The following is a 14188-nucleotide window of genomic DNA, read 5'->3' as shown; positions in this document are numbered from 1 at the left end:
CATCTTTTATCATCCGACGATTTTTTGTTGGTATTGGTCGACAACTCAAAATCGGTACTCATAAAACAATCATTTTTGACCAAAATTAAAAACTAATCAGGATGAAAAAAATAGCATTTATATTCTTGTTAAGCTGTATTATGTCTTTACAAGCACAAATGTCAAAACAACTAACTCTTAGTGGTAAGGTAATAGAAAAAGTGTATAAACAACCATTAGAGTTTGCTACAATAGCAATCATAAACTCGGTAAATCAAAAAACTATTACGGGTGGGATTACCAATGCAGAAGGAAATTTTGTTATAGAAATTTCCCCTGGAAAATATAATATTAAAATAGAATATATCTCTTTTAAAACATACATAATAAATAACATCACTATCGATGCCGATATGACTCTTGATACTATAATACTTGAGGAAGATAATGAGCAATTAGCAGAAGTAACAATAGTATCAGAAAAAACTACTGTAGAGTATAAATTAGATAAAAAAGTATTTAATGTAGGAAAAGATCTAATTCATAAAGGAGGAACAATAAGTGATGTATTAGATAATGTGCCTTCGGTAAGTGTAGATGCTGCAGGGGCTGTTAGTCTTAGAGGAAATCCAAGTGTTAGAATACTAATTAATGGCAAACCTTCTGTGCTGACTGCAAACAATGGGCTTGAGCAGATTCCGGCAGAAAACATCGAAAAAGTAGAGGTAATTACTAATCCTTCAGCCAGATATGAATCTGAAGGTGCTGCAGGTATTATAAACATTATTCTTAAAAAAAATAAACGTTCTGGTTTTGGAGGTTCTTTACAACTTACTTCAGGAATTCCTGCAAATCACAATGCAAATATTAACCTAAATTATAAAACAGAAAAAATTAATGTGTTTGCTAACCTGGGGTACAGGTATGCTAATTTTTTTGGAGAAGAAAAACAAACACAGACTACCCAAATAAACGCTATAGCCAATAGTGTAAATCTTAATGCAGACACCAAAAGAAATGATGATCATTATAATATATATTTTGGTGGGGATTATTACATTAATGATAAAAATACACTTACCACAAGCTTTTATCATAACAAATTAAAGAATACTGATGAAACTGATTTTACTTATACCTATCTAAATACCAATAAAGAAACAGATAGTGTTATATCACGAAAAGAGGATTATAAAGAACCTCAGAATTTTAATCAGCTAGAAATCACCTATGTAAAAACATTTGATAAAAAGGGGCAAAAATTTACAGCTAATGTTCAGTACGATTTTTGGAATGATGATGAAAATGAAATGATCACACAACAACGTATTCTACCTACCGAAGGAGGTCTAACAAGAATCAGAACCCGGGATGTAGAAAGTAGTAAAGATCTCCTTATGCTATCTGATTTCATATCTCCTTTGACCGAAAAATCCAGATTAGAAACAGGTGTAAGAGCAGAAATCAGGAGAATTACCAGTGATTATACTGCATGGGTAGACGATCAAATATTAGAAGGTTTTGATAATCGTCTGGATTATGACGAGCGTATTTATGGAGCATATATGCAATATGGTAACAATAGAAAAAAGTTTAATTATCTTCTGGGAGTTAGGCTAGAACATTCTGATATCGGTATTAGTGATCGCGAAGCTCTTTTCAGTAATAAGAAAAAATACACAGACATATTTCCTACCACTCATTTTACTTATAATTTTACAGAAAGAACCAATCTTCAATTAAGTTATAGCAGAAGAATTAATCGACCACGATTTTGGCAACTAAATCCATTTGGAGGGCTTTCGGATCCTAGAGATCTCTTTGCAGGAAATCCTGATTTAAACCCTGCATATGCAAATGTTCTTGAACTTGCATTATTAAAAAGATGGACAAAAATAACGCTCAATCCATCAATTTACTATCAATATCATACTGATTTCTTCCAGTTTATTACCTCTCCTACTGCCGAAGGAGGTTTTATAACAACACCCGTAAATTTATCTCATGAAGAACGTCTTGGATTTGAGCTAGCAACAACATATAACCCGTTTAAATGGTGGCGTTTATCTGGTGAATTCAATTATTATACTTTTACACAAGAAGGAACTTATGAAAACATCAATTATGATACAGAAGATACAAAATGGTCTACAAGAGTAAATTCTAGAATGAAGTTTTCAAAAGGGTTTTCTATACAAACAAATTTCACTTATCAGGGAAAAAGTAATAGTGGGCAAAGACTTATAAAATCACAATATTGGGCAAACTTTGGGATTAGTAAAGACCTATTTAAAGACAAAGTTTCTCTAACACTTAATGCGAATAACATTTTTGATTCGAGAATTAACAAATCGACAGTTACAGGGCAAAACTACAGTTTGGTTTCCTCTGCTACCAGAAGCGGCAGAAGAGTTAGCGCAACTCTCACATATCGTTTTAATCGTAAAAAATCTGACCGTGACCGTTTACCAGACTAATCAATATACTTGCACTAAAATTTCAGTTAATAAAACCCTTTAGACTTTCTAATTCTAATGGGTTTTATTATTATTTGCCGTTATCAATAAATAGTTTACTTGGTATTTCATAATTATAAATTTTAATGCACTTTTGCAGTACCAAACAATCTATATATATTAAACGTATCATTATAATGAGTCTAGAAAGAGAATTACACAAGCGTAGTGGATCTGTATGTGAATTATCAGGAGAAACTGAAAATTTAAAAGTCTATGAAGTTCCTAAGTCTCCAGGAACAGGTCTGGATTCGCATATTCTCATTTCTCAAGTGTGTTTAGAACAAATAGAAGACCCTGAGAAAGTAGATGCAAATCACTGGCGCTGCCTTAATGATAGTATGTGGAGTGAAGTTCCTGCTGTACAAGTAATGGCATGGAGAATGTTACATAGATTAAAATCTGAAGGTTGGCCTCAAGATTTATTAGATATACTATATCTGGATGAAGATATGGCGGCATGGGCAAATGCTACAGGAGATGGTGATGATAAAGAGAATGCTATTAAACATTTAGATGCTAATGGTGCACTATTACAAGCTGGAGATTCTGTTGTCTTGATTAAAGATCTCGATGTAAAAGGTGCTAATTTTACTGCCAAACGAGGTACTCCTGTTCGAAATATTTCATTAGTGCATGATAATGCCGAACATATAGAAGGTCGAGCTAATGGGCAACATATTGTGATTCTTACTAAGTTTGTAAAAAAGACATAAAGAACTAAAAAGTAATAGAACAATCTTAAAATGTATTCAACAAAAAAACTGTGAGTCTAAATCAAAAACTCACAGTTTTTTTATGTATCCTAATTTTTATTTTTATAAATTCTTACAATACATTCATATATTTTAGTCGTGGTTGTTCACAGTGGTAACCTCTCGCTATAAAAGCTTTAACCTGGGAATGTTTAGACACATATGCACCTCCATTTATATCTGTCATGGTACAAACCCAAACTCTTTCTCCATTAATGTTTTTTAGCTTAGATTTTTCTATTTCAAATTTTTTGAATTTTTCTAATGTACTTTTCATTATACTATTTTTTTTGAATTATATGTAGTATCAAAAGTACTTATGTTCTAAATTTTAAAAACCTGTATTATATAATCGCTCTGGTTATGGTAATAATTGATAGTATTAAATTGATAAGTGTAAATTGGCCATCTGTATTTGCCTGTTAAAACTCAAAAAACCTTTATTTGAACTTAGAATAGCTAATTTATTACTATCTGATGACGAAGACTTACACCTTAAATTCGCCTTTACTTTAATATTAGAAAAGAATAATAGTTTTCTATACTTTGTTGACAGGAGTATTTATATATTCGTTTTCAAGCATCGACATGATTATTAAGTTTTTAAATTCACCATTAACCCATATGCTATCTCTTAATGTTCCTTCCTCTTTAAACCCTTCTGATTGATATAAATATCTGGCTCTTTTATTAGTTTCGAATACATCTAACCACAATCGATGGCAGTTTAATTTTTTAAAACAATACTGTTTTAATTCTTTGATTGCCATTCTACCAAAACCTCTGCCTTTCTAGTTTATAACAATTCTACGAAACTCAATACTTCTATTGTTATTTTGCAATCCTGCCAATATTACAAAACCGATAGTTATGTTATTTTCAGATTTCAGTATCAAATGTTCAATATTTCTATCTGCTATCAGATTTAAGTGTTCCTCTTTTGAGCTAGTCAATATGAACTGTGAATTCTCAATATCGGTCTCTATCGATACTACAGTATCGATATCTATTTCTTGAGTTTTACAGATTAACAAATTAGAATGTTTTTTACTTCTTTCATTTCTAAAGAAGTTAGTTTCTCTATTAAGTTTATTAATATGTACTGTACCACTACATATTAATCCTTTTTAGTCAATATCTAAAAAAGGCTCGCCTGTTCCCCTTCTTCACCGGCATCGGCGTCATCGTCTGAAGATTTTGCTGAAGTTTGATTGTTGGTTGCTTCAGGAGATACATTTTCTTCTTCAATCACTTCAATTTCTTCGGTAGGAAGTGATTCTTGTTCTTCATATGGTAATGAATCCAGTAAATTGATCTGTTTTACTTTATGTGTAGTTAATTGATTCCCTAAAGCTTTTGATCCTTTGATCGATATAAACTCTTCGAGGTTTATTTCTTCGGTCGGTCGTTGATCTTTGCCTCTAAGCTTCGTAAATATTATTTCTGCTATCGGTCTATAATCTGTAGAAACAACTTCTAAGAAAGATTTTTGATGTTCTGTAATAAAAGTTTCTTCGCGCTCTGGGTGTTCAATCAGAAAACGTTTTATGTAGTATCGCTCTTTCTCTCCATCCCAATATATTGCAGATATTGGTTTTTTGGGTTTCCATTTTTCTAAAACAATCATATCCGAACTAAAATGCAATGTCATTTCGGGAATTATTGTTTTTGCATTACCTTTTTGAGTAATAACCAAAAGACGATCCTCTCCTCTAAATTCACCTAACAATTCACCTCTTCCATCTACATTAAGGCGCTGTACCGAATCATCAAACCAAATTCTTCGTGGTTTTAGAGTAGATACTCCTTGTTCTTTCAATTCAACACGTTTAATATTATATTTGGTAACAATATTTCCTTTTACCCCTCTACCTTTGATTAACAAGTCTGCAAAATCAAGATCGAATTTTAATTTTTTAATACTTCCTGCTTGTCGCAAGAAAATAGTAATTACTTCGGCCTCACCATTTGGATTAGCAGAGAAATATGTGACTTTTGATCCTTTTTTTCCTTGTGCAAGATCATATTCTTTATCTCTTGTTACTCCTGTAACTGCAAAACGCTTAACATATGATGCTCCTCCTCTACCATCTTGATAAATCATATTATAAATCGTACGTTTATCTTTTTTCTTAAAAACAGCTATATGAATTATATTTTTACCAATAAAAGTTTTTGATCCAACTTTGGTAATCATCAATTTTCCTTCTTCTGTAAAACAGATAATGTCATCAATATCAGAACAATCTGCTACATACTCGTCTTTACGTAGCGAAGTACCGATAAACCCTTCTTCACGATTTACGTATAATTTTGTATTTCGAATTACAACTTTGGTTGCTTCAATATCATCAAAAATCTTGATTTCGGTCTTACGTTCTTTTCCTTTACCATATGTAGTTTTTAGCCTTTTAAAGTAATCTATGGCAAACTCTATAAGGTGCTCGAGATGATGTTTTACTTGGGCTATATCTTCTTCAAGTGCATCTATTTTTTGTTGTGCTTTATCTATATCAAATTTAGAAATACGTTTAATTCGAATATCTGTCAGGCGTACAATATCTTCCTCGGTAATCGCTCGTTTTAGATGTTTAATATGAGGTTGTAATCCTTTATCAATAGCTTCAATCACCCCCGGCCATGTTTCTACTTCTTCTATATCTCGGTAGATCCGGTTTTCGATAAATATTCTTTCTAATGATGCAAAATGCCATTGTTCCTGTAACTCTTCTAACTGGATCTCGAGCTCTTTCTTTAGTAATTCTACTGTATTATCGGTAGAACGGCGCAACATTTCTGAAACACCAATAAAGTTTGGCTTATTATCTTCTATAACACATCCTAATGGTGATATAGACACTTCGCAATTCGTAAATGCATAAAGTGCATCGATCGTTTTATCAGGGGAGATACCAGAAGGAAGATGTATTAATATCTCTACTTTTGCTGCGGTATTATCCTCTATTTTCTTAATCTTTATCTTTCCTTTTTCATTAGCTTTAAGAATAGAATCAATTAAAGATGTGGTTGTAGTAGAAAATGGTATCTCATTTATAACCAAAGTGTTCTTCTCATATTGAGATATCTCGGCACGTACCCTAACTTTACCGCCACGATTACCATCATTATAGTTTGTAAAATCTGCTATTCCTGATGTAGGAAAATCTGGGAAAATAGTAAATCGTTTGCCTTGTAAATGTTTAATGGATGCATCGATTAATTCGATGAAATTGTGTGGTAAAATCTTAGTACTTAATCCAACGGCTATTCCTTCTGCTCCTTGTGCCAGTAATAAAGGAAATTTTACAGGAAGATTAATAGGTTCTTTCTTTCTACCATCATAGGATAATTGCCAGTCGGTAACTTTGGGATTGTATACTACATCTAATGCAAATTTAGACAGGCGGGCTTCTATATATCTCGATGCGGCTGCTCTATCACCGGTAAGGATATTACCCCAGTTACCTTGCATATCAATCAGCAATTCTTTTTGCCCAACTTGTACCATTGCATCAGCAATACTGGCATCACCATGAGGATGATACTGCATCGTATGCCCTACAATATTGGCCACTTTATTATATCGACCATCATCGAGATCCTTCATAGAATGAAGAATACGACGTTGTACTGGTTTTAAACCATCTTCAATTGCCGGTACTGCTCGCTCTAAGATTACATAAGATGCATAATCCAAAAACCAGTCTTTATACATTCCTGTAACCTTAGTGATCACCTCTTGTGGTTGATGATCTTCGGGGGTAGAATCGTGATGTAGTTCTTCGTTTTCGTTTTCCAAATCCATATATAATTTCTGGGGCTTCTAATAATTATAATTCTTCCTCTATTGTATCAAGTTCTACTTTTAGATTATCTATGATAAATTCTTGTCGTTGTGGTGTGTTTTTTCCCATATAAAAAGACAATAATTCTTCAATCGATTTTTCTTTATCCAGCATTACAGGGTCTAAACGTATATCATCTCCTATAAAGTGTACAAATTCATCTGGAGAAATCTCACCTAATCCCTTAAATCGTGTGATTTCTGGTTTACCCGATAATTTTGCAATAGCATCTCTTCTTTCCTGCTCAGAATAACAATAGATTGTTTCTTTTTTGTTCCGAACTCTAAACAACGGAGTCTGCAATATATATAAATGCCCTTCTTTTATTACTTCGGGAAAGAACTGTAAGAAAAAGGTGATTAACAATAATCGTATGTGCATTCCATCTACATCGGCATCTGTTGCGATTACAATATTATTATATCGTAAATCTTCTAATGATTCTTCTATATTTAATGCTGCTTGTAACAGATTGAATTCTTCATTTTCATAGACAATTTTTTTACTCATGTTATAGCTATTCAACGGTTTTCCGCGTAAGCTAAAAACAGCTTGAGTATTCACGTCTCTGGATTTTGTTATAGATCCACTTGCAGAATCTCCCTCGGTAATAAATAGAGTACTTTCGAGATTACGATCTTTCTTACTATCGGTAAGATGAACACGGCAATCTCTTAATTTCTTATTATGTAGACTGGCTTTTTTTGCTCTTTCTTTTGCCAGTTTCCGAATTCCGGATAAATCTTTACGTTCACGCTCTGCCTGTAATATTTTACGTTGTAGACTTTCAGTAGTATTTGGATTTTTATGTAAGAAGTTATCCAGTTGTGTTTTTACAAAATCATTAATATAGGTTCTTACTGTAGGTAGATCTCCTCCCATTTCCGCAGACCCTAACTTGGTTTTTGTCTGACTTTCAAAAACGGGCTCCATCACTTTTATACTTATCGCAGATACAATGGATTTACGAATATCACTGGCTTCATAGTTTTTACCATAATATTCTCTAATGGTCTTTACTATAGCCTCTCTAAATGCAGCTTGATGTGTTCCTCCTTGTGTAGTATGCTGTCCATTTACAAAAGAATGATACTCCTCACTATATTGTGTTTTACTATGAGTAATCGCGATTTCAATATCATCACCTTGAAGATGAATAATATCATATAATTGATCCTCCTTATTTATAGTATCAGAAAGCAAATCTTTTAATCCATTTTCTGAAAAATATTTCTCTCCATTAAAAATAATGGTCAAACCAGGGTTAAGGTACACATAGTTTTTTAGCATTTTGGCCACATACTCTGCGCGGTACTTATAATGCTTAAATATTGTATTATCTGGTACAAAAGATACTTTAGTTCCTCTTCTACGAGAAGTTTCTTCTAATGTTTCCTGATTTGTAAGGTTTCCTTTTTCGAATTCTGCCGAAGCTGATTTACCGTCTCGAGTAGATTCTACTTTAAAGAATGCAGACAACGCATTAACCGCTTTGGTACCCACTCCATTAAGTCCGACTGATTTTTTAAATGCCCGGGAATCATATTTACCTCCGGTATTCATTTTAGAAACTACGTCTACCACTTTGCCTAGCGGAATCCCACGACCATAATCTCTAACAACTACTTTTTCTCCTTGTATAGAAATCTCAATCGTCTTACCGGCTCCCATTACATATTCATCAATCGAATTGTCGAGTACCTCTTTTACTAAAATATAAATTCCATCATCTGCAGAAGAACCATCACCTAGTTTCCCGATATACATTCCGGGTCGCATACGTATATGTTCTTTCCAGTCGAGGGATCGTATATTATCTTCGGTATATTTGGTTTCTTTGCTCATAAATTTTGGGTAGAATGCCTGCTAATATAAGGTTTCACTTACAAAATTAAAATAGCCTTTCTACAAAGTAATTAACAAATCGATAGTGAATTTTGTTGATTATTTGGTATGCAGCCATTTGATCCATCTAATTAGACCGTTTTTAAATAAAAAACGGAAATCAAAAGATCATTATTTTAAAATAATTCAAAAAATTTGTGCACAGATTAAACCATTTCTATAAAATGTGGTCATAGTACGTACAACTAAAGATCTCGATACTATGAAAAAAATCCTGCTACTATCAATTTTATTAACTACTTATGCTTGTTCTAATGATGATATATCCAATCAGGAAATCGATATTAATACTGAAACCACTACAGATACAAACCCGGTAACTTCTTCTTTTGATTTCTCTTCGTATTTTAATATTGATTTCGACAATTTATCCAATTATGTAACAATACCTCCTGCCTATATTACAAAAGATAATACAAATGGTAATGAAATCACTAATGAAGGAGCTACTTTAGGTAGAATCTTATTTTATGATAAAAATTTATCTTCTAACAACACTATTTCATGCTCTAGCTGTCACATTCAATCCACTGCTTTTAGTGATAATGCATTGGTTAGTCAAGGTGTAAATGGAACCACCGCCAGGCATTCTATGCGACTAATTAATTCTAGGTTTGCAGATGAAACAAATTTCTTCTGGGACGAAAGAGCTTCTTCATTAGAAGAACAAACAACAATGCCAATCCAGGATCATGCAGAAATGGGATTTAGCGGTACTAATGGAGATTTAAATTTTGATGGTTTATTAAATAAACTAAATGAAACTGATTATTATCCAGAATTATTTAATTGGGTTTATGGTGAATCAGAAATTACAGAAAACAAAATACAGTTAGCACTAGCTCAATTCATTAGAAGTATTCAATCTTTTGATTCTAGATATGATACAGGAAGAGTTTCTTCTCCAAATGACAGGGCACCATTTACCAATTTTTCGCAAAATGAAAACAATGGAAAACAGTTGTTTTTAGATCGCCCAAACTTTGATGCTGGCGGAAATAGGACTTCTGGTGGAGTTGGTTGTGCTGCATGTCATAGACCACCAGAATTTGATATTGATCCGCAAAGTTTAAATAACGGCTTTATTCATCGTATTGCAACAGTCATAACAGATACTGATTTTACCGTTACCAGAGCTCCCTCTCTACGTGATATTTTTAATCCCGAAGGAGAACTTAATGGTCCTTTAATGCACTTTGCTGTTGACTTAGATCAGGTTATTGATCATTATAATGATATTCCTAATACATCAGACAACCCTCAGCTAGATCGAAGATTAAAGCCTGGAGGGAATCTACAAAATCTACAAATGACAGCTCAAGAAATAAATGATTTGAAAGAGTTTTTATTAACACTCTCAGGAAATGATGTTTATACTAATGAAAAATGGGCTAACCCATTCCTATAGTATAAAGAATTGTTAGCAAAAAACAGTGATTCCTAAGCCTGGAAATCATATCTCATTTAAAACACATTTAGGGTTTAGCATCTCACCTTAAGTGTGTTTTAGATTGTATTTTTCTGAAATCATATACTCAAAAAACTCTCTTCAAAGCTTGAAACAAAATCGTTAATATATTTTTTATTAATGTCTTCTTTTCTAATAACCAGATAATGAGTTCTTTTCACACCATACTTTCCAATGCTTTTAAAAATCAAATCTTTAGGTATTTTTAGTGATTTTATTGCCCATTTCGGCATACATATAACTCCCATATTTGCGTTCACCATTTCTAAAGAAACTTCGGTAAGGGGGATAGCAGAAATTTTTATAGGTGTTATTTTATTGGGTTTTAAGAATTGCTCATAAACTGATACTGTTTCTAATGGAAAAGAATGAATAATCAAATGAATATCCTCAAAATTATCGGCACTTAAATATTCTACTTCGCTATATCTATGCTCTTTGTGCATAATAGCATAGGTTTCATCCTCAAACAATGCAATACTAGACAATTGATCATTTGCTGGTTCTGAAGTAACCAAGGCGATATCAATCTCATTTGATAATAGTTTTGAAATCGGTTGATGCGTGGCTTCAAGAATAAGATCAACATCAATTTGAGGGTATAGCATTCCCATTTTTTGAATGAACCCAGGTAATCCCTGATAAAAAGAATAACACTCTGTACTTACTTTAATACTTCCTTTGGATCCATTTTTTATTTGTTGAATACTATTAAATCCTTGCTCTATAGTTTCCAGTACTTCATTAGCCATCTTATATAGTTCCAAACCTTCTTCAGTTAGTTTCCATTTATTTCTTGTTCTATGAAATACTTTAAAGCCTAACCTTCCTTCTAATTCTTTTAATTGATGACTTAATGCCGATTGAGTTAAAAATAATCGTTCTGATGAGTTAGCGATATTACCTTCTTCAGTAATAGTTTTTATTAATCTAAAATACTTAACATCCATACCTGCAAAGCTACAATAATACTATTGTAACGAATATGAAAATATTTCAGTTACAACATCAAATCATTCATCTAATCTATTAGAAACAGGCTCTAAATTGATGTTACATTTGACAAAATAAAAACGAAGAATTATGGAAAATCAAATTAAATTTTACGAAAACAAATTAGCTTATGAAATGGATCCATCTGACTTATTTGATGCTCTTGAAAAAGAAGAAAACATTGTAGTAGTTGATGCAAGAAAATCTTTTGGGTATGAAAAGGAACATATCCCGACTGCTATTAACTTACCTCATCAAGAGATGACAGTAGAAAACACAGCCCATCTTGACAAAACAAAAACTTATATTTGTTATTGTGATGGTATCGGTTGTAATGCTTCGACCAAGGGAGCATTATATATGACCAGGCTTGGATTCAAAGTAAAAGAATTAATGGGTGGTATTGAATGGTGGAAATTTGATGGATATGCTACCCAGGGAACCAAACCTACTGAAGGTTCCTTAATTCAATGTGCCTGTTAAAAATAAAATCATGACTATTAGATTTGCAAAAGAAGAAGATATTAAACAAATTGTTTTACTATGTGAAGCTCACGCAATATATGAAAAAGCAAAGTTTAATTCTAAAGAGAAAGTAACATCACTTTTACACTATATTTTAGGATCAGAGAGTGTTCTAAAATGTGTTGTTGTAGAGCAAAATAATGAGCTTTTGGGTTATGCAACTTTTATGAAACAATTCTCGACCTGGGATGCTGATTTTTATATCTATCTTGATTGTTTGTATCTTAAAGAAGAAACACGAGGAAAAGGAATTGGCGTAAAAATAATGGCTATTGTAAGAGAATATGCTGTATCACAAAATTGTAGTATTATTCAATGGCAAACTCCAGATTTTAATATCGATGCCATTACATTTTATAAAAAAATAGGCTCAAAATCAAAAGCCAAAGAAAGGTTCTTCTGGAAAGTATAGAAAAAAAATAATCTAAATGTATTCTTCTGGTTATTTTATGCAAAAAAATTGCCGTTAAAGATCCATAAAATTCATTTTCTTTTTACCTTTAATGTCTACTTATTTAGAATAACAAATTACAAATTTTATGTTTACACTTGAAGAACTAAATCAAGTCAAAAAACGGAAACATTTGATCAATATTGCTGATCAAAAAAACATCGACATTAAAAAAATATTACAGAAACTTCGATATGAAGAAGAGCTTCGTTTTCTACAAGGAGAACTGGTAAATCTTCAGCAATGGATAGCAAAAAAGAAGTTACGTGTTGCAATAATTTTTGAGGGGAGAGATGCTGCAGGAAAAGGAGGGTCTATAAAGCGATTTACAGAGCACCTTAATCCTCGTTCTATGCGTATTGTTGCATTATCAAAACCTACCGAGGTCGAAAAAGGGCAATGGTATTTTAGAAGATACATTAAAGAATTACCTAATCCAGGAGAAATTGTTTTTTTTGATCGTAGCTGGTATAACCGTGCCGTTGTAGAACCTGTTATGGGGTTTTGTACCAATAAGCAATATAAAAATTTTATGGTTCAGGTTCCAGAATTTGAACATATGCTATATGAAGATGGAGTTATAGTAATCAAATTTTGGTTCTCTATATCAAAAGAAGAGCAAAAAAAACGCTTTGATGCAAGACTACAGAATCCTCTAAAAATATGGAAATTTAGTCCCGTAGACATGAAAGGGCAACAGCTATGGAACAAATACACTAAATACAAGGAACAAATGTTCTCAAAAACTCATACTACATTTAGCCCCTGGGTTATTGTAAAAACCAATAGTAAGAAAACTGCTCGTTTAGAAAGTATGAGGTATGTATTATCAAGATTTGACTATACGGGTAAATCGAAAGCAAAAACCACATTACTTCCTGATCCTAATGTGATCCTAAGATACTATAGATATATTGAACAAATAGATATTTGATTTATGACGGCAACTCAAAAAACAAAAAATATTAATCTTTCTAAAGAAGATCTGGAAATTCTAAACTCTCCTATTGGTTTAAAATATCTGTTTATGGATAAAAAGACTGATGTTGAAAAGGTATTGAGGATGGTTAAATATGAGATACAATTAAAAGAACTCCAGGCCGAACTTATCAAGTTACAAAACTGGACCATAAAAAATGAGAAGAAAATAGTAATCATTTTTGAAGGTCGTGATGCCGCAGGAAAAGGCGGAGCAATACGCCGTATTACTTCTCATATAAACCCTAGGCATTTTCGCATTGTAGCATTGCCAAAACCTACAAGTGAAGAAGAAGGACAATGGTATTTTCAACGTTATGTTAATCAACTGCCTACACCGGGGGAAATGGTTCTTTTTGATCGTAGTTGGTATAATCGGGCGGTTGTGGAACCTGTTAATGGGTTTTGTACAGAAAACCAGTATACTACATTTATGGGACAGGTAAATGATTTTGAAAGAATGATACTAGAATCGGATACTTATCTTATTAAATTTTATTTTTCAATCACCAAAGAAGAACAAGCTACTCGTTTTAAAGATATCAAATCAAGTCCTTTAAAAAAATGGAAAATGACCCCTGTAGATGAAAAGGCTCAAGCACTCTGGGATGAATATACAAAGTATAAGGTTAAAATGTTTGAAAAAACAAATACCGAGCTTTCTCCCTGGGTTATTATTGAAGCCGATCGCAAAACTGAAGCACGGATTAAAGCAATACAATATGTCTTGAATACGATTCCTTATGAAGAAGATATTATTTAAAACTAAAAAA

12 protein-coding genes and 1 pseudogene are annotated in these 14188 nt (G+C 32.5%); 7 read left to right on the top strand and 6 right to left on the bottom strand.

Features of this window, described 5'->3' with window-relative positions; translation table 11 throughout:
- The first annotated feature begins 101 nt into the window (after positions 1 to 101).
- Together Z054_RS0106335 and Z054_RS0106330 are read left to right on the top strand one after the other, a co-directional pair.
- Positions 102 to 2456, top strand: coding sequence for an outer membrane beta-barrel family protein (locus tag Z054_RS0106335; protein ID WP_024769237.1), 2355 nt, complete (start codon positions 102 to 104; stop codon positions 2454 to 2456).
- Between the two features lie 176 nt (positions 2457 to 2632).
- Positions 2633 to 3211 (top strand): PhnA domain-containing protein, encoded by a 579-nt coding sequence (locus tag Z054_RS0106330; protein WP_024769236.1) that lies wholly within the window; start codon positions 2633 to 2635, stop codon positions 3209 to 3211.
- Positions 3212 to 3323: 112 nt separating this feature from the next.
- Here the strand turns inward: Z054_RS0106330 and Z054_RS0106325 are convergent, their stop codons facing one another.
- The 5 genes and pseudogenes from Z054_RS0106325 to Z054_RS0106310 form a co-directional block, all read right to left on the bottom strand.
- The gene (locus tag Z054_RS0106325; protein ID WP_024769235.1) at positions 3324 to 3527 is read right to left on the bottom strand and encodes a hypothetical protein; all 204 of its coding nucleotides are present in this window, start codon (positions 3525 to 3527) and stop codon (positions 3324 to 3326) included.
- A gap of 262 nt (positions 3528 to 3789) precedes the next feature.
- Positions 3790 to 4026, bottom strand: a pseudogene (locus tag Z054_RS29930) (GNAT family N-acetyltransferase); the annotation flags it as partial.
- A 15-nt stretch (positions 4027 to 4041) separates the two neighbouring features.
- A complete protein-coding gene (locus Z054_RS29925) occupies positions 4042 to 4284 on the bottom strand; it encodes a hypothetical protein (protein WP_051473684.1) in 243 nt (80 codons plus the stop codon).
- Between the two features lie 104 nt (positions 4285 to 4388).
- Entirely contained in the window at positions 4389 to 7055 is a 2667-nt protein-coding gene (locus Z054_RS0106315; RefSeq protein ID WP_035090764.1) for a DNA gyrase/topoisomerase IV subunit A, read from the bottom strand.
- 25 nt (positions 7056 to 7080) lie between these two features.
- Positions 7081 to 8940, bottom strand: coding sequence for a DNA topoisomerase IV subunit B (locus tag Z054_RS0106310; RefSeq protein WP_024769233.1), 1860 nt, complete (start codon positions 8938 to 8940; stop codon positions 7081 to 7083).
- Positions 8941 to 9202: 262 nt separating this feature from the next.
- Between Z054_RS0106310 and Z054_RS0106305 the strand changes: the two genes are divergently transcribed.
- On the top strand, positions 9203 to 10408 hold the full coding sequence (locus tag Z054_RS0106305) for a cytochrome-c peroxidase (protein WP_024769232.1): 1206 nt from the start codon (positions 9203 to 9205) through the stop codon (positions 10406 to 10408).
- 119 nt (positions 10409 to 10527) lie between these two features.
- Here Z054_RS0106305 and Z054_RS0106300 read toward each other — a convergent pair whose 3' ends face one another.
- Positions 10528 to 11418, bottom strand: coding sequence for a LysR family transcriptional regulator (locus tag Z054_RS0106300; RefSeq protein ID WP_024769231.1), 891 nt, complete (start codon positions 11416 to 11418; stop codon positions 10528 to 10530).
- 133 nt (positions 11419 to 11551) lie between these two features.
- Between Z054_RS0106300 and Z054_RS0106295 the strand changes: the two genes are divergently transcribed.
- The 4 genes from Z054_RS0106295 (at position 11552) to ppk2 (Z054_RS0106280) (ending at position 14178) form a co-directional block, all read left to right on the top strand.
- A complete protein-coding gene (locus Z054_RS0106295) occupies positions 11552 to 11944 on the top strand; it encodes a rhodanese-like domain-containing protein (protein WP_035090762.1) in 393 nt (130 codons plus the stop codon).
- A gap of 10 nt (positions 11945 to 11954) precedes the next feature.
- Complete coding sequence (locus Z054_RS0106290) at positions 11955 to 12398, top strand: GNAT family N-acetyltransferase (RefSeq protein ID WP_024769229.1); 444 nt, start codon at positions 11955 to 11957, stop codon at positions 12396 to 12398.
- A 127-nt stretch (positions 12399 to 12525) separates the two neighbouring features.
- Positions 12526 to 13371 (top strand): polyphosphate kinase 2, encoded by an 846-nt coding sequence (ppk2, locus tag Z054_RS0106285; protein ID WP_024769228.1) that lies wholly within the window; start codon positions 12526 to 12528, stop codon positions 13369 to 13371.
- Positions 13372 to 13374: 3 nt separating this feature from the next.
- Positions 13375 to 14178: a polyphosphate kinase 2 gene (ppk2, locus tag Z054_RS0106280; protein WP_035090760.1), complete on the top strand. Its 804-nt coding sequence runs from the start codon at positions 13375 to 13377 to the stop codon at positions 14176 to 14178.
- The last annotated feature ends 10 nt before the right edge of the window (positions 14179 to 14188 follow it).

The sequence above is a fragment of the Aquimarina macrocephali JAMB N27 genome (assembly GCF_000520995.1).
GTDB classification, from domain to species: Bacteria; Bacteroidota; Bacteroidia; order Flavobacteriales; family Flavobacteriaceae; genus Aquimarina; species Aquimarina macrocephali.
Note: the sequence above shows the minus strand (reverse complement) of the source record. Positions and strands in the feature narration are given on the sequence as shown.

Excerpts from the sequence above, each read along its gene's own strand:
- Z054_RS0106305 (WP_024769232.1), top strand. The coding sequence starts at position 9,203 with ATGAAAAAAATCCTGCTACTATCAATTTTATTAACTACTTATGCTTGT.
- Z054_RS0106335 (WP_024769237.1), top strand. The coding sequence starts at position 102 with ATGAAAAAAATAGCATTTATATTCTTGTTAAGCTGTATTATGTCTTTA.
- Z054_RS0106315 (WP_035090764.1), bottom strand. The coding sequence starts at position 7,055 with ATGGATTTGGAAAACGAAAACGAAGAACTACATCACGATTCTACCCCC.
- ppk2 (WP_035090760.1), top strand. The coding sequence starts at position 13,375 with ATGACGGCAACTCAAAAAACAAAAAATATTAATCTTTCTAAAGAAGAT.
- Z054_RS0106330 (WP_024769236.1), top strand. The coding sequence starts at position 2,633 with ATGAGTCTAGAAAGAGAATTACACAAGCGTAGTGGATCTGTATGTGAA.
- Z054_RS0106295 (WP_035090762.1), top strand. The coding sequence starts at position 11,552 with ATGGAAAATCAAATTAAATTTTACGAAAACAAATTAGCTTATGAAATG.
- Z054_RS0106290 (WP_024769229.1), top strand. The coding sequence starts at position 11,955 with ATGACTATTAGATTTGCAAAAGAAGAAGATATTAAACAAATTGTTTTA.
- Z054_RS0106300 (WP_024769231.1), bottom strand. The coding sequence starts at position 11,418 with ATGGATGTTAAGTATTTTAGATTAATAAAAACTATTACTGAAGAAGGT.
- Z054_RS0106325 (WP_024769235.1), bottom strand. The coding sequence starts at position 3,527 with ATGAAAAGTACATTAGAAAAATTCAAAAAATTTGAAATAGAAAAATCT.
- Z054_RS0106310 (WP_024769233.1), bottom strand. The coding sequence starts at position 8,940 with ATGAGCAAAGAAACCAAATATACCGAAGATAATATACGATCCCTCGAC.
- ppk2 (WP_024769228.1), top strand. The coding sequence starts at position 12,526 with ATGTTTACACTTGAAGAACTAAATCAAGTCAAAAAACGGAAACATTTG.